A 23,336-nucleotide genomic window follows, 5' to 3' on the forward strand; every position below is an offset into this window, starting at 1 on the left:
AAAAATATCCATTCTCGCCAAATCTTCCGTATCTTTGGAAACCGAACCAATAAAAAAGAGAAGAAATATGAAAATAAGACACATACTGCTGATGGCAGCCGGCTTCTGCCTTACACTGGGAACCTATGCCCAAAAGAAAACAACCCTCTACGTGCCCAAGGCCGGCACACTGGTAGAACTGCTGACCGAAAATGAAGCCAACCAGATAACCCACCTCACCTTGCAGGGAAAACTCAACGCCGTAGACTTCCGTCACCTGCGCGACGAGTTTACCAGCCTCCGGGTACTGGACATCTCGAACGCCAGCATCAGCATGTATACCGGCAAGAACGGTACGTATCCCGACAAGTTCTACATCTATCCGGGCAACTGCATTCCAGCTTATGCCTTCTGCAAACAGAAGGAAGACGGAAGCTACCAGGGGAAAACAAGTCTGGAGCATGTCATTCTGTCCGAAAAGACCAAGAACATTGAAGATGCCGCCTTCAAGGGCTGTACCAATTTGAAGATTTGTCAGATTCGTAAGAAAACAGCCCCCAACCTGCTGCCGGGAGCTTTGGCAGACAGCATTACGGCCATCTTCGTCCCGCTGGGTAGCAGCGATTCCTACCGCCACAAGGACAGATGGGAAAACTTCTCCTTTGTCGAAGGTACCCCAACCGCCGTTACCGTACAGATAGCCAAAATGGGCAGCCTGGCCAGCGAACTGCTGAATGCCGGCGTGCAGCCCCGTGACGTGAACTTCCTGACCATCGAAGGCAAAATGGACGAAACGGACTTCAAACTCATTCGCGACTACATGCCCAACCTGGTTTCGGTCAACATGGAGAACTGTAACGCGACAACCATCCCCGAATACACCTTCACACAGAAAAAATACATGCTGAACATTACCCTCCCCAAAGGACTGACCACCATCGGGCAACGCGCCTTCAGCGGTTGCACACGCCTGTGTGGCACACTGGTATTGCCCGCCTCGGTGACAGCCATCGAATATGGGGCGTTCATCGGGTGTGACAACCTGCGCCGGGTACTGGCAACCGGTACCCAAATTACGACGTTAGGCGACAACCTGTTTGGTGACAGCAATGCCAGCAAGATTGTCTACCAATCCGCCCAATAAAATCATTTGATTCCAATAAAAAGAGGGGGCGCATCACGGATGATACGCCCCCTTTCTGTTTTCTGCTCTCTTCTTCTATTTTTATAATTGATACATCCGGGCCCTCAACTCCTTGATGTGATCCGAAGCAATGTATTCGTCGTACTCCATCATCTTGTCAATGATGCCGTTCGGCGTCAGCTCTATGATGCGGTTGGCCACCGTCTGGATGAACTCATGATCGTGTGACGCAAACAGAACGTTGCCTTTATAAATCTTCAGATTATTGTTGAAAGCCTGGATGGATTCCAAGTCCAAGTGGTTGGTAGGAGTATCCAAAATCAGGCAGTTGGCATTGCGCAGCTGCATACGGGCAATCATGCAACGCATCTTCTCGCCTCCCGACAGCACACTGGCTTTCTTCAGCACCTCGTCGCCCGAGAACAGCATACGGCCCAGGAAACTCTTCATGTAGACTTCGTTGCCTTCGCCAAACTGGCTGAGCCATTCTACCAGATTCAGGTCCGTGTTGAAATAGGCCGTATTGTCCAGCGGCAGATAGGCCGTCGTGATGGTCACACCCCAGTTGTAATGACCGGCATCGGGCTTCATATTTCCGTTGATGATTTCGAACAGCGCCGTCATGGCACGCGGGTCGTGCGACAGGAACACAATCTTGTCTCCCTTCTCTACGTTGAAATTCACGTCGCGGAAGAGTATCGTACCGTCGTCCAGCGACTTGGTCAGTCCCGACACCTCCAGTATCTGGTTGCCCGGCTCGCGCTCCGGCGTAAAGATGATGCCCGGATATTTACGTGAAGACGGTTTGATTTCCTCCACATTCAGCTTTTCGAGCATCTTCTTGCGGCTCGTCGTCTGCTTGCTCTTGGCCACATTGGCACTGAAACGGCGGATGAACTCCTCCAGCTCCTTACGCTTTTCCTCGGCCTTGGCCTTCTGGTTCTGCTGCTGGCGCAGGGCCAGCTGGCTCGACTCGTACCAGAAGCTGTAGTTACCGGCAAACAGATTGATTTTGCCATAATCGATATCAATCGTGTGCGTACATACCGAATCCAGGAAGTGGCGGTCGTGGCTGACAACCAACACGGTATGTTCGAAATTAGACAGATAATCTTCCAGCCATGTCACCGTTTCCATGTCCAGGTCGTTGGTCGGCTCGTCCAGCAACAAGTTGTCCGGATTACCATACAATGCCTGTGCCAGCATGACACGCACCTTCTCCTTGTTGTTCAGCTCGCTCATCAGCACATAATGCTTGTCCTCCTTGATGCCCAGTCCGCTCAGCAAGGATGCCGCATCGCTTTCGGCATTCCATCCGTCCAGTTCGGCAAACTTTTCTTCCAGTTCAGACACCTTCATGCCGTCCTCGTCCGTAAAGTCTTCCTTGGCATAAAGTGCCTCACGCTGCTTCATGATGTCCCACAACACCGTGTGACCCATCATCACCGTATCCATCACCGTGTAGGCATCCCACTTGAAGTGGTCCTGACTGAGCACAGACAAACGCTCGCCCGGCCCCAGAGTAATAGACCCCGTCGTGGGCTCCAGCTCACCCGAAATCGTCTTGAGGAAAGTGGACTTGCCCGCGCCGTTGGCACCGATAACACCATAACAATTGCCGCTGGTAAACTTCAGGTTTACGTCGTTGAACAACACCCTTTTACCAAACTGCACCGAAACATTAGAAACTGTAATCATGAATTATTTTTCCCTTATATTACTAATACCTTAAAATTGAGCGTGCAAAGATACGACTTTATCGCGATATATACGATACCGCAGGCAGTAAACATCATGGAAATACGTTACAAACTTCCTGCCGACAGGAAGCAGACATTCCATCAACAGACCGTGCATATCCTAAATATCCTGCCTTTACACTGACAATCTGACATAAAAACACTACCTTTGCGGCGTTTTTCAAGAACGGATGTCCATTTGGCAAAGTTTTTGTACGAACATCGGATAAAAATGGTCCAAGCCTAAACGGGCTTGGATATATATCAACAAGCAATCATAAAAAATATAAAGATATGGATCCGAAAAAAGAAACCATGAACGAAGAAGAGCTGAAGGCCCGTGCCGAACGCGAAGAGCACAAAGCCAAGGGCTCCAAGGAAAAAGAAGAGAAAACGACCGATGAACAGTCGGCCGAAGAGAAGCCTGCAGATGAAGTGGAAAAGCTGCAAAACGAGCTGGACAGCTTGAAAGACAAATACCTGCGCCTTTCCGCAGAATTTGACAACTACCGCAAACGTACGATGAAGGAAAAAGCCGAGCTCATCCTGAACGGCGGTGAAAAGTGCATCAGCAGTATCCTGCCTATTGTCGATGACTTCGAGCGTGCATTGAAAAACATGGAAACTGCCGAAGACGTAGCTGCCGTAAAGGAAGGAGTTGAACTGATCTACAACAAGTTCATGACCGTACTCGGACAAAATGGCGTGAAACCCATCGAGACCAAGGAGCAGCCGCTCAACACAGATTATCATGAAGCCATTGCCGTCATTCCGGCACCGGCGGAAGAACTGAAGGGCAAGGTTTTGGATTGTGTACAGACCGGCTATACGTTAAACGACAAGGTAATCCGTCATGCCAAAGTGGTAGTCGGAGAATAAAGAACAGGCATAGGATATGGAAAAAAGAGATTACTACGAGGTACTGGGAGTCGACAAGAATGCATCGGCCGATGAGATAAAGAAAGCCTACCGCAAAAAAGCCATCCAATATCACCCCGACAAAAATCCCGGCGACAAGGAAGCGGAAGAAAAGTTCAAGGAGGCTGCCGAAGCCTATGACGTACTGAGCAATCCGGACAAACGTGCCCGTTACGACCAGTTCGGCTTTGCAGGCATGAGCGGCGCAGCCGGCAACGGAGGTCCTTTCGGTGGATTCAGCGGAGGCATGTCCATGGACGACATCTTCTCCATGTTTGGCGACATCTTCGGCGGACACGGTGGAGGTTTCGGCGGTTTCGGAGGATTCGGCGGAGGAGGCGGTGCACAGCAACGCCGTTTCCGTGGTTCCGACCTCCGCGTAAAGGTGAAGCTCAACCTGAAGGAAATATCTACCGGTGTAGAGAAGAAATTCAAGCTGAAGAAATACGTCACCTGCAGCCACTGCCATGGCACCGGAGCCGAAGGCAACGGAGGAAGCGAAACCTGTCCCACCTGCAAAGGCTCAGGGACCGTTATCCGCAACCAACAGACGATTCTGGGTACCATGCAGACGCGTACCACCTGTCCCACTTGTGGCGGTGAAGGCAAAATCATCAAGAACAAGTGCAAGGAATGTGCAGGCGAAGGTATCGTATATGGCGAAGAAGTAGTAACCGTCAAAATTCCTGCCGGCGTAGCCGAAGGCATGCAATTGTCCATGAGCGGTAAGGGAAATGCCGGCAAACACAATGGCATACCCGGCGACTTGCTCGTGCTGATTGAGGAAGAGCCGGACAAAGAACTGATCCGTGAAGAGAACGACCTTATCTACAACCTGCTGCTGAGCTTCCCCACGGCAGCCTTGGGCGGTGCAGTAGAGATTCCGACCGTCGACGGAAAGGTAAAGGTTAAAATCGAGCCGGGTACACAACCGGGCAAAGTGCTCCGCCTCCGCAACAAAGGTCTGCCCAACGTCAACGGTTACGGCACAGGCGACCTGTTGGTCAATGTCAGTATCTACGTCCCCGAAACGCTGAGCAAAGACGAAAAGAAAGCCTTGGAGGAAATGGAAACTTCCGACAACTTCAAGCCGAATACTTCCATCAAGGAAAAGATATTCAAGAAGTTCAAGAGTCTGTTTGAATAAAGGCATCCTATCGGCTGTTTACCCAGTTTAAAGCGATGCTTTACCCAGCATAAAACAATGATTTGTCCAGCTTAAACGATTGGTTTACTCATAGTAAACGGACGGTTTAAGCTGGACAAACTATATTAATAATTCTATTAGCTACAGTACCTCGGGCAAAACTATATGAATAGAGTTAAGGGTTAGAAAACGATATTCTCACTACAGTAGGAGTGCGTACTCCAGGTTTAATCTCCCCATTTATATAAAAAACCATATTTTTGTAAGGTACGGCCACTGCACCTGCGCGAGCCAGAACAGGAGAAGTACACACAGTCTTCCATTCATGACTAAAAACATGATAACCCAATAACTCCTGATTAAACTTATACCACTCAGCAGGATGAGACAAATAATCAGGAGCCGGCTGACGCAAAGCCTGTAAAAACACATCTTTGTTCACCCCACCCATACAAAGGATCAGGCTATCACCGACTGAAACTGCAGCGCCACCACCCAACGAAACAGCCTCACCGCGAGTATTCGTAGGAGAGGCTAAAGGTACCCACTCCTTCTGCGACAAAGAATACCGATATCCGTCTGTCGACAAAGAAGCCTCCCTTTCTGAAGATGCCGGAGCAAAACCACCCCATAAATAAATTGCATACTCTCCTTTTTCATCCTTTTGAACAGCGCAAACCGGCTGGATACGCGGCTTCCCTGGGAAGGGAGCCAACTCTACCCACCCAGTAGAAAGATGTTCCAAATCCAAACGCAAAAAGACATTAGATGCCTTGCCATCACGATTTCCTCCCAAAACAAACAAGCTATTATCGACAAGGCAGCCGGATATATTATCCAAAGCAAAAGGTAAAGAGGGCAATTCCTCCGTTTTCAGCTTTCCGTTCACCATAGACAAACGAAAAACTCTTTTCACCGCTCCATCATCATTCATTCCACCAACACAGACAATGCCATCAAGAGTAGTAACAGAGAAGCCGTAAGCCATAGGCTGAAAAAGTTCTCCCACTTTCCTCCAAGATAATAGAGTATCTTTCTCAATCCTAGCCATGTAAACATCTTTATAAAAAACTTTAGTTCCACCTTTTTCTGCAGATACATCAGGGAAATTACAGCCACCGGCTATCACCAAATCATCCCCCATACATCCAGCAAAAGGCGCTGATACCCCTCTTGCAAACTTTATATTTTCAGTTACAAAGTCACGTATCAATTTCAAGTTCGGAATTTCCTCAGAACAAAACGGCATATCTCCACCAGACACAATCATTCTATCTTTTTCTCTCCCGCTTATGAAAGATGCTACAAGACTTAAAATCACCACACAAATACATAAACTTCTCATTCCTATATTATACAGTTTAGTCAACAAATTTCTGTCATTATAAATCATATAAATAAACATCCCTTTATTTCTCATTATTACTTTTCAGAATCCAAATGTGAAATAAAGGGATGTTTAAATGGGCCATATCAACTACTATCCATAAAAATATCAACAGATACTCATTAAGGTATATCTATTCCTTCCTCATTGAGCCCCGGTCCGCCTCCAGCTGTATAGCCACGGCTTTCTCCAGTCTCCCAAGGGGAAATCCAAAATGAATAAAGATCACCTTGCTGCAAATAGAATTTCACACGAATGTTTTTCCCCTTTAAAGAGGATAAATCTTTGTTTCCTTTCCACGTAACCATTTGCTTTGTACTGTTTACCCCTTTGATTAAAAGACAATCTTCTTTTGTAAAACCTGAAATAGGCTTACTTGATTCATCTAACAATTCAACAGTCAAAGTGGAATTCTCATTACGTACATCTACATTCACAAAAAAATACTTGCCGTCAAAAGATAATTTTTCTGTAACTAAGAAACCCTCAGTGTTACCAGCATGCATTGACATAAAACCGTCTCGTCTAAGCGTTGCAAGTCCTGTCGAAACATGACCATCCCACATGACATCATTCTTCATACGTCCACTAGAATAGAAATACAAAGAATCGCCAACAATAAGAGGAACTCCATTGACAGATTGCATATTCCCCCAATTCCATGCGCCTTCCGTTTCATTTACTCCCATAAAAGCCGAGTGATCTGGCCTATAGAAATGAAAACCATCCCGACTATAACCCAACCCTATTTCATTTCTTTTTTGAATTCCATATCGGTCACAAACATCATTTTCAGGGCCTTTCCACATTGCATAGAAACCTAAAATAACACTTTCATATGCTATAGCATCAAAATTATAGATTGCAGGTTCCACTTCTGGGAATTTAGGATGATGCAGTTCTTTATCATCAGGAGAAAACCAGAAAACAATATTACGATCCTTTATAGTATTACGAATATGATGAGCTAAACTTACTGCCATTTCAGGATCTTCATGTTCTAGATATGCCCTTGAACGGCCAGATAATTTATTCCCATACCGCAAACTTATAACCCATTTATTAATAAAAGGATTATAAAAAGCTGTAGTCCTGTCCCCCACAGATCCAGATTGAGCTTCACCTTTTGACCAATGAATACCATCTGCAGAATATTTAAGAACAATCTGCCAACCTCTGTTGGTTTTCTCTACATTAAATAGTTTGTACCGTTTTGACGGTTCCTTTTCCTTTTTATCCAACCATACTGTAGCAGCATCACGATCACAAGTATCCACAATATTTGTATGTGGATATACATCACGTTCTATTTTATTCCAATGTTTTCCATCGTCGGATTCTGCATAACAAGTATAAAAACTCTGTTTATGCTTATGCAACATACCAGCTCCAGCCAAGTACCACATTTTATATTTATTCTCCCGTTCATCATACCAAATTCCATCACTAAAGGGCGCAGCGTAAGGAGACCTTTCATAAGTCATTTCCCACTCCTTATCAGGTTGCAAAACTGGATTATCAGCATAAAAAACTGCATGATGTGGAATTTTCTCCAAGTTATTAACAGATGAGATCAAAAAATCATCAACAAACAATTGCCGTCCCACATTAACCGGAATGACTTCAGGTTTTTTATCAATATAAGGCAACGGCATCTCCTGTCGTTGATCTGGCACCTCATAACGAGGGGGCCAAACCTCCGGTAACACAATACCATTATGCAGAGCTGTGCTTTCATTGAGTTTATCATTGCCAGATGAACAGCCTATAAAAAAAATAACAAGAAATAAGAAATTCAAAAATCTCATGTTTTTTCATATCATATGAATAAGGTATTAGGATATCAGAAAATGATTATCCTAACCCTTATTCTGTTAAACATTCATTCTATCTATTACCAACCAGGATTGTTTGAGGTTATATAAGGATTACCTTCCACTTCTTCAATAGGAATAGGAACCCATTCATGTTTACCTTCCACAAATCCTTTATAAGTATGCCCATTATTATAAGCCTTGAAATTCGGATCTGATGCCTCTAACTCACGAAAACGTTCCGGTAATCTTCCCCAACGCAATAAATCATAAAAACGATGTCCCTCATAAGTAAGTTCCAAGATTCTCTCATGTTCAACCGTTTCCATATTAGCGGTTGCTACATGAGGCATATGCACTCTATCTCTAACTTCATTAATAGCCTCTAACGCTGTTATAGAGGTTTGTTCACCCCCCATGACCAATGTTTCAGCATACATCAGCAACACATCAGAATAACGAATCCACCTCCAATTAACTCCTTGGGCACGTCCATAAAAGAAATACTTGTTATCACCTGTATTTTCCATAGGCAATGTCCAATCCAACCATTTTCGACTAGCACATTTATAATTTTTTGCAGCTTCCCATTTGTTTCCAAATCCAGCATCAACCCCTCCGAACTCATCAGCCCAAGTATCACCTTCCAAGAAGGTTACCTTACATCCTGATGGAGCTTTTATTTCCGGCAAGTTATCATTAAAGACTAACGTACCGAACATGCGAGGATCCGTTTCACCAGCTTCATTTTTTGAATTTACAAAAACATCATAGACCCAATCATGAATTACCTGAGCATTACTTGCATTATAACCGGTATTCTGTCCCATAATGGGTAATTTGGATCGAATATCGCTAAATAAACCACTTTCAACAAAACCTGGATTAAAATTAGTATTAATTACATCCCCTAAGAATTGAATTTCCCAAATAGATTCATCATTGTTTTCATGAGCTACATCAAAATTCCAATTATAATCTTCAACCAACTTATAAGATCCATATTCACCATTAATTATACGGCCAAAAGCTTGAGCAGCCTCATTATAATAAGAATTTGTACTATTCCCATAATATTTCTCAATGCCGCTTCGATATAAATAAGCTTTTCCTAAAAGAGCAGCAGCACTCGCTTTAGTGGCTCTTCCCAAATTGGAAGCGTCCCAATACCCTTTCATAGGCAATAAACGTTCTGCCTCCTTCAAATCATTTATAATGAAATCCCAACATTCTTCTGGACTAGCCTGCGGCCTATATTCATTCGCATTACCTGTCATTTCCTTAATTAATGGTATATTTCTATAGTTTACAAATAAAAAGAAATGGGTAAATGCCCGTAAGAAATATGCTTCTCCCAAATAGGCATTTTTTAAATCTTCATCTACAAAATCTACATTCGGAATTGTTTGTATCATTTGACAAGCTTGTCCTGCTGCAGTATACATCAATTGAAAAGGCTGCACAATTGTATAATATGATGATGTGTAATCATCACTATAAGTACCAGGCATACTATAATCAGCACCAGAAGAGGCTTCATCACTCCTACTCAATTGCAATCCAAATCCACAAGCACCTAAATTTCGAGGAGTCGATATATAACCATAAGCACCCAAAATTCCTTTTTCAACATTTTCAGGAGTCGTATAAAAAGAATTTAAATCAATTTGATTCGGATTAATAGATAAATCATCAAACACGTCATTACATGATGTAATCAATAAGCAACCTACAGCTATTAATATTTTACTTATATAAGTCTTCATAATTATCATATTTTAAAAAGTCAAATTAAAACCAATATTAAATACCCGAGCATTATATGTAGGAGCATGAGCAGAATTCTGAGAAATATAAAAGCCATCTACTCCTCTGTCAAACAATGTATTGGAGTTTACCTCAGGATCATACAAAGGATATTTCGTTATGGTAAATAAGTTTTGTGCGCTAACATATATCCTCGCATTCTTAATGTGAACTTTAGACAATAAATTAGGACTAAAAGAATAACCTATTTGCAGATTCTTCAAACGCAAATACGAACCGTTTTCTACATAAAAAGAACTAGGCAAAGCATTGCTTCCACTTGAGTTTGCAACCTTAGCAATAGGTATATCAGTATTGGTGTTTGTTGGCGTCCATGCATTTAATGCATCTTTCAACAACCCTCCATTATAATTAAAATACCAATCATATTTCATTAGAGCAAAAATATCATTGCCTTGCGACCCTTGGAAGAAAGCTGTAAAATCCCAATTCTTATATGTAAATCCTAAATTTAATCCATAAGTAAAATCAGGATGAGGATTACCAATGTTTGTTTTATCATTCTCATCCACAACTCCATCAGGTTTCCCCGTCAAGTTGCCTGCTGAATCAAGACCATTATTATCCTCAAATATAAAATCGCCATTTTCATCAATGCCTAAAACATTATACCCCCAAAATGTTCCAATAGGCAAACCCGGTTTTGTAATCGTAGGACGATCATTAAAACTACCACTCATAAAAACTTCTGCATTAATTGGCTGAACCCCTTCTCCCAAGCTCTTGACTTTATTACGCAAAAACGACACATTGGCATCTACATTAATGCTCCAATCTCCAAAACTCTTTCTATAAGAACCTGACAATTCCAATCCTTTATTGCGTACAGAAGCCGAGTTAAATACAGTATTTACTCCTTCATTTACATAAATCATCTGACCGGATGAAGGTAATGGAACCAAAGAAGCCAACAAGTCATTGTTATCACGAATAAAATACTCAACCGTAAATTGCAATGCATTATCAAGGAAACCAAGTTCAACACCATAATTTTGACTGATAGACTTTTCCCAAGACAAATTCTGTTGAGCATATCTCGCGACATAACCAAGTACTCTATTATCACTTCCTACTACTGCAGGAATAGGACCATGAGCAGTAGACAAAAAAGAATACGGATCAATAAAATTCGCACCTAATTGCCCATAACTTGCACGAAGTTTTAACTTTGACAACCAGGGAACATTAAAAAACTCTTCATTGTGGACATTCCATCCTGCAGATATAGACGGGAAATAACCAACTCTATGCCCTGAAGCAAATTTTGAAGACTTATCACTGCGAATACTTCCTGACAGCAAATATCTATTATCATAATCATAATTTACACGAGCAAAAAAAGACAGCAGTGCTGAATTAAATTCCTCTCCGCCAATATTACCTGTACCATTAAATACTGTAATGGTCGGCGCACCTAAATCCGTATTACCAGAATCTGTTGATGTTAAGCGATAATATTCTCGCATCCAACTAGTACCAATCATAGCATTAACCGTATGACGATTAAATGTATTTGAATAGCTCAATATATTATCAATCGTATAATTAAACTGTTGTGAACGACTTTCAGACAACGAATTTAGTAAATTACTATATTGTTGGATAGCAGTACCATCAGCATTCCATTTTGAATCATATGCAGCCGTACGAGTGAAGCTATGACCAGCCAAATAATCTCCACCCATGGTAAGTTTATAATCCAAACCTTTGAATAAATTCAACGTTAAATTCAAACTTCCTGTTACATTCACATTACGGTTTCTTCTTTCTTGATTTGATAAAGAAGCCAAAGGATTTATATTACCCTCTGAACCATTAATATAATATTCACTACCGCCGGAAACATATCGACCATACTCATCTGTCAACGGCAATGTAGGCAAAGACATCACCATACGTGTTTTAGGTTCCTGATTAGTATAAGCTACAGCCAAATTCTCCTGCACTGTCAATCTTCCCTTCTTGAAAGTTCCATTCAACCGTGCATTATATTTCTCATATCCTGAATATATAGTTATTCCCTCTTGATTCATGTAACCAACACTTGCATTAAAAGTTGTATTCTCACCACCACCTGATATTGCAGCATTTACATTATACATAGGAGCTGTACGCAAATATACATCTTGCCAATCTGTACTCAAATTAGGATTTGTCGGATTTATATTTTCAGAAGCATTTATTGCACCAGGACTATTTGCTACTAACATTGCAGCGTATTCCCGATATTCACTTGCATTCATAAAATCCAATTTTTTAGAAGGAGTCTGTACTGAATAAGTTGCAGATAAATCAACTTTAGTTTCCCCTTTCTTACCTTGTTTTGTCGTTATTAATACAACACCGTTAGCCGCACGGGAACCATAAATAGCAGCAGCTGCACCATCCTTTAAGACCTCAATGGATTCAATATCAGTTGCGTTCAAAGTATTCAGACCACTATTACTAAAAGCACCATCTATAACATATAATGGCTCCGTTTCTCCAAAAGTTCCAGCACCACGCACTAGAATTTTAACATCAGCACCGGCTTCTCCTCCTTTTTGAAGGACTTCAACACCAGGAATTCTTCCTTGTAAGGTAGAAGCGACATTAGGTGCTACCTGTTTTTGAATTTCATTCACTGAAACAGATGCGACCGAAGCTGTCATACTAGATTTTTTCTGCACACCATAACCTACTACAACAACTTCTTCCAATTGTTCTGCATCTTCTTGCAATACAACATCAATAAATGTCCTCCCACCAGGTACTATCTCTTGTGTTTTATAACCTATATAGGAAAAAACCAAGGTCGACCCAGTTCCTACATTTAATGAAAAGCTTCCGTCCAAAGAAGTTATTGTTCCATTAGTCGTCCCTTTTTCTGATATTGAGACACCAATTAAAGGCTCTTTTTTGTTATCAGTAACCTTACCTGTAATAGTTAACTGCTGAGCATACACTACAACATAAAAACAATAAAAGCATAAAAACAATAAAAGTTTCTTCATAGCGCAAATTAAATTAATTATAAAATCAATATTCCTATATACTCTCTTTACATAACATGTATCCACAAACCATCATACGAGGAATGTGGAAAGGTCCCTTGAACAAATTGCCCTTTGCCGGCTGAGCCACAGTACCGTCACGATGAAGATAACCGTACCACTCACCAAACTCCTTATCAGGGAAATGAGCATAAGTCCAGTCACTGATCTGTTTGTGCATTGCCAGATATTTTTCATCATGCGTAGCTTGATAAGCATACAAAGTGGCAATGATAGCTTCAGTCTGCGGCCACCAGAACTTCATATCTTGCGAATAATCCTGTACAGGGAAATTACGACAATCGCGGAAATTGATGATGCCACCATATTCCTTGTCCCAGCCCCACTCCCAGGACCATTCCAATATATCAAGAGCCATCTGAACCAAATTCTTGTCCCAATTGCGATACTTGGCCTCTTCCATGATAAACCAGGAAGTCTCGATGCAATGTCCAGGGTTAATGAGACGACCGTTGCAAGTATCCATAAATTCGCCATTGGGTCCCACCATTTCAAGCACAGCCTTGAACTCCGGATGCATGAAATAATGACGAATCGCAGACAACGATTCATCAATCTGTTTGTCGAGTATAGGATCCGCGATAGCCGCACGTATACGGGAAGCCGTATTGATGAGGATCATCGTAATGGAATGTCCACGCGACTGCAAGGTCGGCAGATACTTGGGTTCCAAAAAACCAGGAGTTGACAAGAACTTCTGAATATTTTTAAACATATCCAAAGCCTTCAACGCATAGGTCGTGTCGCCCGACGCAATGGAATATTCCGACATGGCAATGGCTGCAAAGCATTCAGAAAACACGTAACGACGTTTTCGCAAAGGTTGTCCGTCACCTGTCACCTCAAAAAACATATGTCCGTCTGTATCGATGCAATGCTGCTCTATAAAATCTACGCAACTTTTAGATGCTGCCAACCAGTCGGGATTTTTCTCCACCTGATTGTATGCATAAGCTGCTATAAAACCAAACCTGCCCTGAAACCAAACCGATTTGGTCGTATCCATCAAACGTCCTTCCCTATCCAAACAAGTATACACTCCACCATGCTGACGGTCCAGCCCATGTTCCAGCCAAAACGGCATAATATTTTCTTGGAGTTCATGCTTATAATCAGAAGCCCAGGTATTCAAATACTGTTTTATATCCATAGCATTCAGAATTTGTTGCAACGTTCAAAGAAATTAATGGCCTCCAATTCCGCTTTCATACGCTTCTCTTCCTCATCGGTCATATTCTGGAAAGGTGTACGGTTCTTTCCCAAATCAAGTCCTATCAGCTTCATAATCCGTTTGCCTGCAACTATATTACCCCGATAATGGCAAATGACATTAATGACATCTTGGGAGAAATTTTGTAATTCACGGGCCTTCTCAATATCACCGGCATTCCAGGCATCAATGATACCTACCAAATTAATGCCATTGTAATTGGTCGTTCCACCAATACCTCCCTGAGCTCCGCCCATTGCCAATGAAGGAAGAATGGTTTCATCCTGACCGTGAAGCATATCAAACTTGCCATTTTTATACAGACGGCACTGGTTGTATTCATAAATGCTCTCGTAGGTATATTTGATTCCAGCGAAGTTAGGTATACGCCCATCCACAGCTTTCAACAGTTCGACCATCGGCAGAAAAGCCCCATTGAATGCGGGGATATGATAGTAATAAAAAGGCAAATTGGGAGCTCCCATCGCAATCTCCTCGCAATATTTCACCAATTCCTCAATACGACCCACCTTCGGAAAAGGGGGAGCCATCGCACCAATACCCCATGCACCTATTTTCTGCGCATGTTCGGCCAGCATTTTGCTAGCCTTGACACAACAACTGCCCACATGAACAATCACCTTGAAACCTTCAGGCGCCACTTCTATCCAACGTTCCGCCAGCTTCATGCGTTCTTCTTCCGTCAGCATATAGCCTTCACCGGAAGAGCCATTAATAAAAACTCCCTTCAGACCATTCTTTTCCAACATCTTGGCATACGCCTCAATGGGTTCATAATTCACTTCTCCATTCTCATAAAACGGAGTAAAAGGCGCGTCAATCAATCCGATAATTTTCTCCATAACTTTCATATATTAAAGGTTTATTATTCTACATTATCTGTCGTGGGACGTAAGAAATACAGCTGTAAGCCCAGGGCAACCAGCACCACTATACTTAACAACGCAAATCCCAATCCCAAATTTCCGCCATCGGTCCATTTCCCTAAAAGCTCTGTAACAGCTGCACCGGCAAAAACACCGGTCATATTCATAATTCCGTATGCTGTAGCACGATGTTTGGCTGACACAAATTGGCAGAGAATTGGCATATTGTTCGCATCGAATACGCCATAACCAATACCAAAAAGCAAACCGGCTCCTACAACCGCAATCAGGCTATGTCCAAAGCCTAACAAGAGCAAAGCTGGTATCGTCAAACCCAAACCTATTGCGCCGGTATATACCCGACCCCGTATATTTTTCTGCACCCAACGGTCGGACAACACTCCACCGGCAAGCACACCAATAAAAGAAGAAACCGCAATAGTTATTGTCGAAATGGGGCCTGCTTCCGACATCGGAATATTCAAATTCTCGGCAAACAGAGTAGGCAACCAATTTTTAGTAGCCCAACCGGGCAAACTGGGAGCAGCAAAATAAAAAAGAATAATCCAAAAAGCCCACGTCGAGAACAACATGCCCAATCCACTGAATAACGAAGTCTTTTTCACCTCATTCTGGACAGGTTTCACTTTCTCTACAGAAGCATGAAGAGGATTTTCGCGGAGAGCCAGCATCAGAACCAAGGAATAAGCTACACCAATAATACCAAACCAATGGAATGCCGAATGCCATGAAAACATAGCGGCCACCGTTGCACCAAATCCGCCAATTGCCTGACCAACATACAAACCTGTCATATGTACACCAACAGCCAGCGAACGGGACTTACCTTGATGCCAATCAGCAATCAAAGACAAGGCAGAAGGAATATAAAGAGCCTCACTGATACCCATCACAGCACGAAGCCAATATAATTCATGAAAAGTATCAGCGTATCCCATCAAATAGGTAACAGCAGACCAAACGAACAAACTGCCTACGACCAGCCATTTCCGGCTGAAACGATCTGCAATCATACCTGCAACCGGACTCATAAAGCCATATATCCATAAAAATATAGCCATCAGGGCACCGAAGGCCTCAGCTTTATTCAATTCCACAATATCGACCTTCATAGCCTCCTGCATGGTAGAAAGCATCTGACGATCCATATAATTAAGCAAGGCTACCACCCAAAGCAACCCTACCACAACCCAAGGATACACTTTTCCATTTCCCATAATATCAATTACAATTTAACCTTTGCTATAAGTTTTCTAATTTTTCCCTCGCCAATGCATGGAGCATGAGCATCCTCAGGATAAGCAACCACAAATTGACCAGGCACCAAATCCACATATGTAGTCGGAGCATCGCTATACAAGGCACAATCACCTTCCGGAGAATAAGCCTTTTCCTCTTGAATCAAATCAGATGCAGCCTTCCACCCTATTCTTTCACGACCCTCCAATAAAATATGGACATCAAGATATTGATTATGAAGCTCAAGCAACTGCTGCTCTTGAGATACAGCTTCAGTTTCCGTATTCATAACATAAAGATTATCTCCATCTATATCAATCCGTCCCAAGGGAGCACAAGAGAAATCATAAGATCTCACAAAATCAAACAACTTTTTAAATAATGGATGAAGAACCTCCACCCGACTTGAATTAACTAAATTCGAGATTATCATAGCAAAACATTTAAGTTTTTACATTATAGAGGACAAATACAAAGATTAATTTTCAAATCACATATAATTAATAAAATATTTTATTAACAATGCTGTAAAACATATAAAATATGACCTATTTAGTATATAACAACGGAGCAATTACTATATTTTTATGAAAAACATTCGTATATTTGTCGAAACAACTAATAAATTAAGACACATGAAACAAGCGTTACTTAAAGAAATAGAAATAGGCAGCAAAAATGCCTTACTTAAAAAGAAAATCATTACACATTATATATATAATGGATGTTCAACCATCACAGATTTATCCAAAGAGCTGGATTTAAGTGTACCGACAGTAACCAAATTCATCTCAGAAATGTGCGAAGAAGGCTATATCAATGATTATGGGAAACTGGAAACAAGCGGCGGAAGACATCCAAGTTTATATGGACTCAATCCAGAATCAGGATACTTTATAGGCGTAGACATCAAAAAATTTGCAATCAATCTGGCACTGATCAATTTCAAAGGCGATATGCTGGAATTAAAAATGAATACTCCCTATAAATTTGAAAATACTCCAGAGGCACTGGAAGAACTTTGCAAACTCATCAAAGATTTTATCGCAGAAACAGAAGTGAAACTGGAAAAGGTGATGAATATCTGCATCAACATCTCCGGGCGAGTCAATCCAGAATCTGGGTACAGTTTCAGCATGTTCAATTTTTCAGAAAATCCATTGGCTGATGTCCTAAGAAAAAAAATAGGATTTCCTGTATGCATTGACAATGATACACGCGCTATGACTTATGGAGAATATATGAAGGGATGCGTCACTGGAGAAAAGAATATAATTTTTGTCAATATCAGCTGGGGATTAGGTATTGGTATCATTATTGACGGGAAAATATATACAGGTAAATCAGGTTTTTCTGGAGAGTTCGGTCACATCAACGTATTCGACAATGAAATCATCTGTCATTGCGGCAAGAAAGGATGCCTGGAAACAGAAGCCTCAGGAAGTGCCTTCCATCGTATTTTTCTGGAAAGAATAAAAAACGGAGAAACATCCATATTGTCTGAAAGGCTTAAAGAAAAGAACAAAGCCCTCACCTTGGACGAGCTGATAGCAGCAGCATGCAAAGAAGACCCGCTCTGCATAGAAATAGTTGAAGAGATAGGACAAAAACTCGGAAAGCAGATTGCAGGACTGATAAACATCTTCAACCCTGAACTGGTAATAATAGGAGGTACGTTGTCACGAACTGGCGACTACATCACTCAACCAATAAAAACAGCTGTCAGGAAGTACTCCCTAAACCTGGTAAATAAAGACTCGGCTATCCTTACTTCTAAACTAAAAGATAAAGCCGGCATCATAGGAGCATGTATGCTGGCCCGCAGCCGCATGTTTGAAGGGTGATACCAAATAAGAATCCTCTCAAGTCTAATTTACCATTAACAGAGGCTCCTTCCTGCTATCTCAGGCACCCAAAAAAGAAGGCCATATCATTCCGTCCATTAAAAATTTAAGGGGAGCAAGACAAAAAAAACGCCCCTAAACCTTTTGATTTTTCAAATAAAGCTGTACCTTTGCACGCCGTAAGACATAAGGGCTTATGATTGCCGATATAGCTCAGTTGGTAGAGCAACGCATTCGTAACGCGTAGGTCGCCGGTTCAAGTCCGGCTATCGGCTCAAAAGAGATGCAAACAATGCATCTCTTTTTTCTTTATTAGAAATTTCATATTTTTGTGCCTCAAATTCAACAAAAGCAATCGTATGACCAAAAGGAAAAAGCTCATTACCCTGCTATTGGCTTTGACGACCATTCTGTGCATCTGCATGGGAACAGCCTACTACCTACTGCTGGCTCCACAATTCCACCCCAAGAAACCGGTTTATATCTATATAGACAAAGACGACACGGCCGACTCGGTGTTCCACAAGCTCCATACCACAGCTTCTCCCGGCCATCTGGCCGGCCTGTACGCGATAGCCCGTCTGAAAGGATATGACGAACACCTCCATACGGGACGCTATGCTGTCCGCCCCGGCGACAATGCCTACCATGTATTCGGAAGGTTGTCACGGGGACACCAGGAACCCGTCAACCTGGTCATAGGCAGCGTACGTACCCTGGACCGCCTGGCACGCAACGTAGGCAGGCAACTCATGATAGACTCTGCGGACATTGCCCGGGGGCTACAGGACTCTGCCTACTGGAAAGAACAGGGCTATACAAAAGAAAGCCTCCCCACCCTCTTCATCCCCAACACCTATCAGGTGTATTGGGATATGGATGCAGAAGGTTTCTTTAGACGGATGATAAAGGAACACAACCGTTTCTGGAACGAAAGTCGCCTGAGCAAAGCCGACTCGCTGGGCATGACACCCGTAGAGGTAGCCACCCTGGCATCCATTGTGGAAGAAGAGACCAACAACGCACAAGAAAAGCCGATGGTAGCCGGCCTGTACATCAACCGCCTGCACGCAGGCATGCCGCTCCAAGCTGATCCTACGATCAAGTTTGCCTTGCAGGATTTCGGCCTGCGCAGAATCAGCAACGCCCATCTGGGCATCGACTCTCCCTACAACACCTACCGGTATGCAGGTCTGCCTCCGGGCCCCATACGCATTCCCTCGCCTGCGGGAATAGATGCCGTGCTGAACTACACGAAGCATAATTATCTGTATATGTGTGCCAAGGAAGACCTCTCGGGTACCCACAATTTTGCCGCCAACTACGCCGAGCACATGCGCAACGCCCGAAAATACTGGAATGCCCTGAACAAGCGAAAGATTTTCCAATAGATTTGATTTAATAAGAGCAAAAGCTTATATTTGCCCTTCGTATAACCGAATCATAAAAAATACGAAGAAAGATATGAGCAAGCAACTCTTACTTGGCGACGAAGCCATCGCCCAGGCGGCACTCGATGCAGGCCTCTCGGGCGTTTATGCCTATCCGGGCACTCCTTCCACAGAAATAACCGAATACATTCAGGCGGCTCCCGTCACTGCTGCCCGAAACATACACAGTCACTGGTGCAGCAATGAGAAGACGGCGATGGAGGCAGCACTGGGAATGTCGTTTGCAGGCAAACGGTCGCTGGTGTGCATGAAACACGTAGGCATGAACGTGGCAGCCGACTGCTTCGTCAACTCAGCCATCACCGGTGTAAAAGGCGGCATGATAGTCGTAGCAGCCGACGACCCCAGCATGCACTCTTCACAGAACGAACAGGACAGCCGCTTCTACGGCGACTTCGCCCTGATTCCCATGTATGAACCCAGCAACCAGCAGGAAGCCTACGACATGGTCTACAACGGATTCAAATTCTCCGAACAGACAGGCGAACCCATCCTGCTGCGCATCGTCACCCGCCTGGCCCACTCCCGTTCGGGCGTGGAACGTCGGGAAGAACAACCGCAGAACACCCTTGCGTTCAGCGAAGATCCCCGCCAGTTCATCCTCCTGCCCGGCAATGCGCGCAAACGCTACAAGGCGTTGCTGCAGCAGCAGGAAGCCTTCATTCACGCCTCCGAGACATCGCCCTACAACCGCTACACGGAAGGGAGCAACAAGAAAATGGGAATCGTGGCTTGCGGCATCGGCTACAACTACCTGATGGAGAACTATCCCGAAGGATGCGAATATCCGGTGTTGAAGATTGGCCAATACCCCTTGCCCAAGAAACAACTGATGAAGCTCGTGGAGGAATGTGACGAAATCCTGGTTCTGGAAGACGGACAGCCGTTCGTAGAGAAACAACTGAAAGGCTACTTGGGTCTGGGCGTCCATGTGAAAGGACGACTGGACGGAACCCTGCCGACCGACGGCGAGCTGACCCCAGACAGCGTAGCCCGGGCCATAGGCAAAGAGAACGTAGCCACCTTCAGTGTTCCTTCTCTGGTAGAGATGCGTCCGCCAGCCTTGTGCGACGGATGCGGACACCGGGACATGTACACCGTGCTGACCCAAGTTCTGAGGGAAGAATATCCCGACCACAAAGTATTCAGCGACATCGGCTGCTATACACTGGGGGCCAACGCTCCGTTCCATGCCATCAACTCCTGCGTGGACATGGGCGCCTCCATCACCATGGCCAAAGGCGCTTCCGACTCCGGTGTACATCCGGCAGTAGCCGTCATCGGCGACTCAACCTTCACCCATTCGGGCATGACAGGCCTGCTGGACTGCGTCAATGAAAATGCAAACGTCACCATCGTCATCTCGGACAACGAAACGACCGCCATGACCGGCGGACAGGACTCAGCCGGTACCGGACGTTTGGAAAGCATCTGCGCCGGCATCGGTGTGGCACCGGAACACATCCGTGTCGTCGTGCCCCTGAAGAAAAACTACGAAGAGATGAAGCAAGTAATCCGCGAAGAAATCAATTACAAAGGCGTGTCCGTCATCATTCCCCGTCGAGAATGCATCCAAACACTGGCACGCAAGAAACGTAACAAATAAACAAGAACAGCCATGAAAAAAGATATCATATTGTCGGGCGTGGGAGGACAAGGCATCCTCTCCATCGCCACCGTTATCGGACAAGCCGCCCTGAAATCGGGTCTTTACATGAAGCAAGCCGAAGTGCACGGCATGAGCCAGCGCGGCGGCGACGTACAGTCGAACCTGCGCATCAGCGACCGCCCCATCGCTTCGGACCTCATCCCAACCGGAAAATGCGACATCATCCTCTCGCTGGAACCTATGGAGGCGCTGCGCTATCTGCCCTACCTCAGCCCCGAAGGCTGGCTCATTACCAACGAGACGCCGTTCATCAACATTCCCAATTATCCGTCGACGGAAAGTATCCAGGCGGAGCTGGACAAACTGCCCCACAAAATCACGCTGAACGTCAACGAAGTGGCCAGACAGACCGGCTCACCACGCGTAGCCAACATTGTTCTGCTAGGTGCCACCATTCCGCTACTGGGCATCAGTTACGAAACGGTACAGGAAAGCATCCGGGAAATTTTCCAACGGAAGGGAGAAGAAATCGTGGCTCTGAACCTGAAAGCGCTGGCTGCCGGAAAGGAAATAGCCGAAAAGAACATCTGAAAAATACAACAACTATCATACAACCACAACCATGAATAGCAAATACTGGGAAGAAGAGATCGAAACCATGCCACGCGAAAGGCTGCGTGAGCTGCAGTTGCAAAGACTGAAAAAGACCATCGGCATTGCAGCTCACTCGCCTTTCTACCACAAAGTGTTTCAGGAGCATGGCATCACACCGGACAGCATCCGGACACTGGACGACATCCGCAAAATACCTTTCACAACCAAAGCCGACATGCGCGCCAACTACCCCTTCGGACTGGTGGCCGGCAACATGCGCGAAGACGGAGTGCGCATCCACTCGTCCAGCGGCACCACCGGCACACCGACCGTCATCGTACATTCACAGCACGACCTGGACTCTTGGGCCAATCTGGTTGCCCGCTGCCTGTACATGGTCGGCATCCGCAAAACAGACGTATTCCAAAACAGTTCGGGCTATGGCATGTTTACCGGAGGACTGGGATTTCAATATGGAGCCGAACGACTGGGAGCACTGACCGTACCGGCAGCAGCCGGCAACAGCAAACGCCAGATCAAGTTTATTACCGATTTCCACACAACGGCCTTACACGCCATTCCCAGTTATGCCATCCGCCTGGCAGAGGTATTCCAATCGGAAGGGATAGACCCGGCCAGTACCACTCTGAAAACCCTGGTCATCGGAGCCGAGCCACACACCGACGAACAGCGGAAAAAAATAGAGCGTATGCTGGGCGTAAAAGCCTACAACAGCTTCGGAATGACAGAAATGAACGGACCGGGAGTGGCATTTGAATGCCAGGAGCAAAATGGCATGCACTTTTGGGAAGACTGTTACCTGGTAGAAATTATCAATCCGGAAACGGGAGAACCTGTACCCGATGGTGAGATTGGCGAACTGGTGCTCACCACGCTTGACCGCGAGATGATGCCATTGATACGCTACCGCACCCGAGACCTGACCCGCATTCTTCCGGGAGAATGTCCCTGTGGACGTACCCACCTGCGCATCGACCGCATCAAAGGCCGCAGCGACGATATGTTCATCATCAAGGGTGTAAACATCTTCCCGATGCAGGTTGAAAAGGTACTGGTACAGTTCCCACAACTGGGCAGCAATTACCTCATCACGCTGGATACCATCGACAATCAGGACGAAATGATTGTAGAAGTAGAGCTCAGTGACCTGTCTACCGACAGCTATGTCGAACTGGAAAAGGTACGCAAGGAGATCACCCGCCAGCTGAAAGACGAGATTCTGCTGACTCCCAAGGTCAAGCTGGTCAAGAAAGGCACCCTTCCCCAAAGCGAAGGGAAAGCCGTCCGGGTCAAAGACCTGCGCAACAACCGATAAGGGAAGGAGAAAGAAAAGAGGGATGGTTCTTGAAAGCCATCCCTCTTTTTTATAGAAAGCCGCACCGATGATGTGATGAAACTCCGATAGACATGATTTGAGTGCTCGTCCTCTTTGTAATCCACCGACTCAAAGGT

General features: G+C 44.4%; 17 protein-coding genes and 1 tRNA gene. 9 read left to right on the forward strand and 9 right to left on the reverse strand.

What is annotated here, in order from left to right:
- Positions 1 to 67 precede the first annotated feature (67 nt).
- Entirely contained in the window at positions 68 to 1,123 is a 1,056-nt protein-coding gene (locus BQ7483_RS10210) for a leucine-rich repeat domain-containing protein (protein WP_072545827.1), read from the forward strand.
- Positions 1,124 to 1,204: 81 nt separating this feature from the next.
- Here the strand turns inward: BQ7483_RS10210 and BQ7483_RS10215 are convergent, their stop codons facing one another.
- Entirely contained in the window at positions 1,205 to 2,821 is a 1,617-nt protein-coding gene (locus tag BQ7483_RS10215) for an ABC-F family ATP-binding cassette domain-containing protein (protein ID WP_072545828.1), read from the reverse strand.
- A gap of 335 nt (positions 2,822 to 3,156) precedes the next feature.
- Between BQ7483_RS10215 and grpE the strand changes: the two genes are divergently transcribed.
- Together grpE and dnaJ are read left to right on the forward strand one after the other, a co-directional pair.
- Positions 3,157 to 3,741, forward strand: a complete 585-nt coding sequence (gene grpE, locus BQ7483_RS10220; RefSeq protein WP_022020862.1) for a nucleotide exchange factor GrpE — start codon at positions 3,157 to 3,159, stop codon at positions 3,739 to 3,741.
- Between the two features lie 16 nt (positions 3,742 to 3,757).
- Positions 3,758 to 4,927, forward strand: coding sequence for a molecular chaperone DnaJ (dnaJ, locus tag BQ7483_RS10225; protein WP_072545829.1), 1,170 nt, complete (start codon positions 3,758 to 3,760; stop codon positions 4,925 to 4,927).
- Positions 4,928 to 5,102: 175 nt separating this feature from the next.
- Here the strand turns inward: dnaJ and BQ7483_RS10230 are convergent, their stop codons facing one another.
- The 8 genes from BQ7483_RS10230 to BQ7483_RS10265 form a co-directional block, all read right to left on the reverse strand.
- Positions 5,103 to 6,320 carry a cyclically-permuted mutarotase family protein gene (locus BQ7483_RS10230; protein ID WP_204246013.1) on the reverse strand — a complete coding sequence of 406 codons (1,218 nt, stop codon included), beginning with the start codon at positions 6,318 to 6,320 and terminating at the stop codon, positions 5,103 to 5,105.
- Positions 6,321 to 6,436: 116 nt separating this feature from the next.
- Positions 6,437 to 8,122, reverse strand: a complete 1,686-nt coding sequence (locus BQ7483_RS10235; protein ID WP_072545830.1) for a hypothetical protein — start codon at positions 8,120 to 8,122, stop codon at positions 6,437 to 6,439.
- 86 nt (positions 8,123 to 8,208) lie between these two features.
- Positions 8,209 to 9,894: a RagB/SusD family nutrient uptake outer membrane protein gene (locus tag BQ7483_RS10240; RefSeq protein ID WP_072546218.1), complete on the reverse strand. Its 1,686-nt coding sequence runs from the start codon at positions 9,892 to 9,894 to the stop codon at positions 8,209 to 8,211.
- Between the two features lie 12 nt (positions 9,895 to 9,906).
- Complete coding sequence (locus BQ7483_RS10245) at positions 9,907 to 12,948, reverse strand: SusC/RagA family TonB-linked outer membrane protein (RefSeq protein ID WP_072545831.1); 3,042 nt, start codon at positions 12,946 to 12,948, stop codon at positions 9,907 to 9,909.
- 34 nt (positions 12,949 to 12,982) lie between these two features.
- Complete coding sequence (locus tag BQ7483_RS10250) at positions 12,983 to 14,158, reverse strand: AGE family epimerase/isomerase (RefSeq protein WP_072546219.1); 1,176 nt, start codon at positions 14,156 to 14,158, stop codon at positions 12,983 to 12,985.
- A gap of 5 nt (positions 14,159 to 14,163) precedes the next feature.
- Entirely contained in the window at positions 14,164 to 15,081 is a 918-nt protein-coding gene (locus BQ7483_RS10255) for a dihydrodipicolinate synthase family protein (protein ID WP_022020868.1), read from the reverse strand.
- A gap of 23 nt (positions 15,082 to 15,104) precedes the next feature.
- Entirely contained in the window at positions 15,105 to 16,343 is a 1,239-nt protein-coding gene (locus BQ7483_RS10260) for an MFS transporter (protein WP_072545832.1), read from the reverse strand.
- A gap of 8 nt (positions 16,344 to 16,351) precedes the next feature.
- The gene (locus tag BQ7483_RS10265) at positions 16,352 to 16,798 is read right to left on the reverse strand and encodes a NanQ anomerase/TabA/YiaL family protein (RefSeq protein WP_072545833.1); all 447 of its coding nucleotides are present in this window, start codon (positions 16,796 to 16,798) and stop codon (positions 16,352 to 16,354) included.
- A 202-nt stretch (positions 16,799 to 17,000) separates the two neighbouring features.
- Between BQ7483_RS10265 and BQ7483_RS10270 the strand changes: the two genes are divergently transcribed.
- The 6 genes from BQ7483_RS10270 (at position 17,001) to BQ7483_RS10295 (ending at position 23,199) form a co-directional block, all read left to right on the forward strand.
- A complete protein-coding gene (locus BQ7483_RS10270; protein ID WP_072545834.1) occupies positions 17,001 to 18,209 on the forward strand; it encodes an ROK family transcriptional regulator in 1,209 nt (402 codons plus the stop codon).
- A 202-nt stretch (positions 18,210 to 18,411) separates the two neighbouring features.
- Positions 18,412 to 18,484 (forward strand) — tRNA-Thr (locus BQ7483_RS10275).
- A gap of 84 nt (positions 18,485 to 18,568) precedes the next feature.
- Complete coding sequence (gene mltG, locus BQ7483_RS10280) at positions 18,569 to 19,600, forward strand: endolytic transglycosylase MltG (protein ID WP_072545835.1); 1,032 nt, start codon at positions 18,569 to 18,571, stop codon at positions 19,598 to 19,600.
- A 73-nt stretch (positions 19,601 to 19,673) separates the two neighbouring features.
- Entirely contained in the window at positions 19,674 to 21,266 is a 1,593-nt protein-coding gene (locus BQ7483_RS10285; protein WP_072545836.1) for a thiamine pyrophosphate-dependent enzyme, read from the forward strand.
- A gap of 12 nt (positions 21,267 to 21,278) precedes the next feature.
- Positions 21,279 to 21,860, forward strand: a complete 582-nt coding sequence (locus tag BQ7483_RS10290) for an indolepyruvate oxidoreductase subunit beta (protein ID WP_072545837.1) — start codon at positions 21,279 to 21,281, stop codon at positions 21,858 to 21,860.
- 31 nt (positions 21,861 to 21,891) lie between these two features.
- On the forward strand, positions 21,892 to 23,199 hold the full coding sequence (locus BQ7483_RS10295) for a phenylacetate--CoA ligase family protein (RefSeq protein WP_072545838.1): 1,308 nt from the start codon (positions 21,892 to 21,894) through the stop codon (positions 23,197 to 23,199).
- The last annotated feature ends 137 nt before the right edge of the window (positions 23,200 to 23,336 follow it).

The organism is Mediterranea massiliensis (assembly GCF_900128475.1).
GTDB classification, from domain to species: domain Bacteria; phylum Bacteroidota; class Bacteroidia; order Bacteroidales; family Bacteroidaceae; genus Bacteroides; species Bacteroides massiliensis_E.

Coding starts and splice junctions, on each gene's coding strand:
- BQ7483_RS10210 (WP_072545827.1), top strand. CDS start 68: ATGAAAATAAGACACATACTGCTGATGGCAGCCGGCTTCTGCCTTACA.
- BQ7483_RS10215 (WP_072545828.1), bottom strand. CDS start 2,821: ATGATTACAGTTTCTAATGTTTCGGTGCAGTTTGGTAAAAGGGTGTTG.
- grpE (WP_022020862.1), top strand. CDS start 3,157: ATGGATCCGAAAAAAGAAACCATGAACGAAGAAGAGCTGAAGGCCCGT.
- dnaJ (WP_072545829.1), top strand. CDS start 3,758: ATGGAAAAAAGAGATTACTACGAGGTACTGGGAGTCGACAAGAATGCA.
- BQ7483_RS10230 (WP_204246013.1), bottom strand. CDS start 6,320: ATGATTTATAATGACAGAAATTTGTTGACTAAACTGTATAATATAGGA.
- BQ7483_RS10235 (WP_072545830.1), bottom strand. CDS start 8,122: ATGAGATTTTTGAATTTCTTATTTCTTGTTATTTTTTTTATAGGCTGT.
- BQ7483_RS10240 (WP_072546218.1), bottom strand. CDS start 9,894: ATGAAGACTTATATAAGTAAAATATTAATAGCTGTAGGTTGCTTATTG.
- BQ7483_RS10245 (WP_072545831.1), bottom strand. CDS start 12,948: ATGAAGAAACTTTTATTGTTTTTATGCTTTTATTGTTTTTATGTTGTA.
- BQ7483_RS10250 (WP_072546219.1), bottom strand. CDS start 14,158: ATGGATATAAAACAGTATTTGAATACCTGGGCTTCTGATTATAAGCAT.
- BQ7483_RS10255 (WP_022020868.1), bottom strand. CDS start 15,081: ATGGAGAAAATTATCGGATTGATTGACGCGCCTTTTACTCCGTTTTAT.
- BQ7483_RS10260 (WP_072545832.1), bottom strand. CDS start 16,343: ATGGGAAATGGAAAAGTGTATCCTTGGGTTGTGGTAGGGTTGCTTTGG.
- BQ7483_RS10265 (WP_072545833.1), bottom strand. CDS start 16,798: ATGATAATCTCGAATTTAGTTAATTCAAGTCGGGTGGAGGTTCTTCAT.
- BQ7483_RS10270 (WP_072545834.1), top strand. CDS start 17,001: ATGAAACAAGCGTTACTTAAAGAAATAGAAATAGGCAGCAAAAATGCC.
- mltG (WP_072545835.1), top strand. CDS start 18,569: ATGACCAAAAGGAAAAAGCTCATTACCCTGCTATTGGCTTTGACGACC.
- BQ7483_RS10285 (WP_072545836.1), top strand. CDS start 19,674: ATGAGCAAGCAACTCTTACTTGGCGACGAAGCCATCGCCCAGGCGGCA.
- BQ7483_RS10290 (WP_072545837.1), top strand. CDS start 21,279: ATGAAAAAAGATATCATATTGTCGGGCGTGGGAGGACAAGGCATCCTC.
- BQ7483_RS10295 (WP_072545838.1), top strand. CDS start 21,892: ATGAATAGCAAATACTGGGAAGAAGAGATCGAAACCATGCCACGCGAA.